Raw genomic sequence first — 4,142 nt, forward strand, 5'->3', positions numbered from 1 at the left:
GTCAGTTTTTGATTCCTTAAAATCTCTCCTTTTTTGATAAGATCGTATTCTTCTAATTCTGTCTCTTCGGTGCTGCCAATGATGTTTTGTCCTTCTGTAAAATAAGAAAAACTAAATAAAATTATGGCAACAATTATTTTATAAATGTTTCTAAGGAATTTTAAGTATGTTTGAGAGTCAACTTTACCCAAGGATGATGTTATTCAAACATATAAATATGAAAAGTATATATTTGTTTTGATAAAACGAGTTGGCAAAAAGGCTGACAGAAACTAACCAATACAATATGGAATTAAAAAACATTGTACTACATCACATCAAAAGAGAGGGAAATCAAACCCCAAACTTGAATCTATCCGATCATTTATTAGACAAAAATGATAATACAGTAAAGGAGTTCGTAGATAAACTTGTAAAAAGCTTCGGCTCTAAAAATCCAACTTATGGAGAGTTTCAAGAAGACGATTTAGTTTACCCTTTTCAAAACTTGGTAACTGATTACAGAAATGAGAATGATTTTTTAAAGTTCTCGACCGAATCAATGAAATTGCTGGAAAAAGAAATTCAAGTTCCACAGGCCAAAGGTGGTTACGTTGTATTCACTCACTACAAAAGGAACCAAACGGAATTTCTCATTACAATAATGTTGGATAAATCCGAACAATTTACCATTAATGACGATAGTTTAGATATTAGAAAACTGAAAACACTTGATATAGATAAACTGGCAAGAGCAAATCGAATAAATTTTGACAAATGGGAAAATGAGGAAGATTTATATCTTTCATTTATAAAAGGCACAAGGGATGTGTCGAGTTACTTCCAAAAATTCATTGGAAATACAGATTTGACATCTTCCAAGAAAAATTCTCAAAACCTTAAAGACGCTATCTCTAAGTATATGAGAAAAGAAAACTATAATGACGACCAAAAGGAGGAAGCTAATCAAAAGATTAGTGATTACTTACTAAGACAATATCAAGAAGAGGAAGATGTGGAGATAAATGCTGTTTCGGCTCACATAAATCCTGACAATCCAAATGGTTTTATAGAATACGTTCAATCTGATGATGAAATTGAGGTTAGTGGTAATTATAGATTATCACAAAAATCAGACTTTAATATTTTTCATAGAGCAAAACTTTCTGGAAATGGATATAAAGTAGAGTTTGAAAAAAACCTTATCAAACAAGGGAAAGTTGTAAGACAAGGAAATGACGTAATTTTTAAAGATTTACCTGAAGATGAACTTGATAAGCAATTTGAGCTGTAATGACTTTAAAAGATTTCATATCGTTTAGAGGTCAAGTTATTGATTTTGAGAAAACACCTTACGGTTTTAGTTGTCTATTTAATGTATGCACTAAGCAAGAAAAAGAACTTCTCGGTAAGTTTCAAGATTCAGAAATTCGCGAAGCTTTTCATCAACAAAGCCAAGACACAGCTGACCTCAAAAGTATTGAAATAGGAGATAGCATCGTAATTAAAATCGACCTATCAAAGTTTCCAAATTATTTTGAAAGCTTTGATGATTTTATTGCTTACAACAGGTATCTATTAAAGCATCAAGATTTTTACGTTTTTGACTTAGATTATCATCACAGTATTAGTGATGAAATTGATAAGATTTCGTCATTTTTAGAATTGCAAGAGTTAATAACTTTTTTGCGAGAATTGAGCACCTACGAGAATGAAAGCAACGGGTTTTTGGAACTGATCTTCAATAAACCAGATAAAATTTGTTCAATAAGAGTTGAGTATAGTGTTACGGACATTGAAAATTTTGAGACAAACTCTTCGATAGCAGAACTGAAAGAACACGTATTTGAAAAATCTGACCAAGAAGCTCGACGCAAATTATTTATAAACGAAATGATTAATCTTATATCAATTGAGAAGATTAGTTTTTCTAATTTACTTAAAAACTGGAATACTATTGTCAAGAGCTATAGAAGCAGTTTTCAAATTTACTTGTCAGAGTTTTCTTTTGAGAAGATTAAAACATCCTCACAAGAATATTTCCATGAATTGACTGATAGAATTTATTCGACAATAAATAAATTTTCTACATATATTTTAGCTATACCAGTTGCATATTTACTTATTCTAAGATTTTTTGATTTTGAGGGTAAGAACTTTGCAAAGGATACTTTTTTACTTGTAGTTGGTATATTATACTTTGTTGTAATTTGGTTTGTGCTATTAAACAATTTGAGCAAAGCATTTACGGCCATAGAAAATGATATTTCTAAGTTTCTCGGGCGCATCAAGAATGAAGAACATCTTAATGAAATAACGGTAAGTCTAAATACTCAAAAAAGTAAATTAATTCCAAGTCAAAAGAGAAAAATAGGGCTTGTTAGAATTATAAGTTTTATTATTCTGTCGATAACTATTGGAGCCTATATTTTCATTCACTATGAGCATATTTTAAATTATTTATCGAAAAGCCTATCTGCCAACAACGTTTAATAGCCAATAACTCTCAGAATTGAAATAAAACAATTAACTTGAGCAACAAACCAATACTAAGCCGACTACTCCACATTCCCTACTCCACCAACAGGCGATAAACGAGATGGTTGGTATTTATTCTGCCCCGTCCTGAATAAAGGCCACATAATTATAGGCAGAGATATTAATTAATGTCTTTGCAGCGAAACATTTAAATAAAAAATTAGTATGTTTGTAAGGAGTAATTTAGTTTTCATAATTACAGCGATGTAATGTGTGAAATAAGAGAAACCCATAGCTTGATGACTATGGGTTTTTTAATATCGTTTGTTAACCAAAAAGGTAGATTTTAGAATAAGAAAATTAATACTCCACACTTAAAATTTTCCCACATACAAACTCATCGAAGCCTTTTTTTCTTCCGATCTAGCACAACCCACCCAAAGATGTAGGTTAGAAAAATCCCTCCACTTTTTAGGAAGTTTTAGACTTGCTGTACCGTCTACCCGTTTGGCAACTTTGGGTACGAAATAGAATAAGTGGGAAGCCTCATGATAAAGCACTGCAAACAGTGGGTCGTCTTGCTGGGCGAGCGCTTGCCCGAGTTGCGGTTCCCAAGCCAATTTTATTTTATTGGTTCCTGGTCGTTGTGCAGTTACCTGTTCGGGTGGGCGAAGCTCGCCATAACCCAGCAGACATTGGGCGTAGTCTATGGCATAGCCTTCCCCAACTGGTTTTAAGGCGTGCCGTAGGTAATAGGATTTGATCTGGTGAAAAGCAAGGGGATTTTGCCGCAACGGGAAATAGGTTTTGGACAAAATGTTTTGTAAAGGCTTTAAAAAGTGCATCACCATTTTCATCTTGCTTTGCTGTAATTGTTGTAGGGATGAGGGTTTCTTGGTGCTGGGCGAAGGCAGCGCACTGATATAAATACCTTGTTTACTTTTCTTAAACACCAGAGTGCCTGCTTTACCGGAAATTTTACCGAAGGGATGGTTGATTATTCTTGCCATCATATCATGTTTTAAAGTGATGCGATAAAGCTATAGGGAAAATACGTAAACCAAGTAAGGTTTATCCCTACCATAAGTAAGGATAAAGCATAGCTGGACCGCTGCTCCTTCGATGCTAAGCCGTAGCTACCCCGTAAACAGGGTCTTTTTACGGGTTAGCATCGAACCAGTAACGAGTTAGCATCGGGTTAGCTATAGGCTTGGTAGGGGTGAGGTAGGCTTTTGTATGGAGTAAAGTGGAGGGTGATGTTTAGAACCTAGGAGGGTTTGTAGCCTGTAGTAGCATAGGTAAGCGCAATTTCCTCGAACTTTTGAGGCTGTGCTTATGAAAAGTAATTGCCAAAAATTATTTTTCTTTCAAATTTTGGAGTAAAACTTCGTAGGACCTTTATTTCTATTTGTCCTAACCTTCAACAGAAATATCGTAAAGGCTTTTATAAAAATTAAAAATAACTGTTGCTATCATTAATGATACGGTATTAAAAATAATTTTTTAACACACAATTAACTTTTTTAACATATTTTTTATTATTATTGCCTGTAAACATAAATTATTTGCAGTTAATCGATAATTAACTAACTTTTAAATCATGAAAAAACTCCTTTTGTTGGGTGTAATGACCATCATTACATCATTATCCATCTATGCACAAACTTACCCTGGTGGTGTTACGG

4 protein-coding genes are annotated in these 4,142 nt (G+C 33.4%); 2 read left to right on the forward strand and 2 right to left on the reverse strand.

Annotated elements, in window-relative coordinates; all coding sequences use genetic code 11:
* On the reverse strand, positions 1–191 hold a 191-nt coding region (locus DNG35_RS12295), incomplete at its 3' end, for a hypothetical protein (RefSeq protein ID WP_233494490.1).
* 95 nt (positions 192–286) lie between these two features.
* Between DNG35_RS12295 and DNG35_RS12070 the strand changes: the two genes are divergently transcribed.
* Positions 287–1,273: a nucleoid-associated protein gene (locus DNG35_RS12070; protein WP_146228885.1), complete on the forward strand. Its 987-nt coding sequence runs from the start codon at positions 287–289 to the stop codon at positions 1,271–1,273.
* Positions 1,273–2,472 (forward strand): hypothetical protein, encoded by a 1,200-nt coding sequence (locus DNG35_RS12075; protein ID WP_111129537.1) that lies wholly within the window; start codon positions 1,273–1,275, stop codon positions 2,470–2,472. Before DNG35_RS12070 ends, DNG35_RS12075 begins: the two co-directional genes overlap by 1 nt.
* 359 nt (positions 2,473–2,831) lie before the next feature.
* Here the strand turns inward: DNG35_RS12075 and DNG35_RS12080 are convergent, their stop codons facing one another.
* Positions 2,832–3,467, reverse strand: coding sequence for a DUF6266 family protein (locus DNG35_RS12080; protein WP_146228886.1), 636 nt, complete (start codon positions 3,465–3,467; stop codon positions 2,832–2,834).
* Positions 3,468–4,142: the final 675 nt, after the last annotated feature.

The organism is Mesonia sp. K7, from assembly GCF_003233725.1.
GTDB lineage: Bacteria > Bacteroidota > Bacteroidia > Flavobacteriales > Flavobacteriaceae > Mesonia.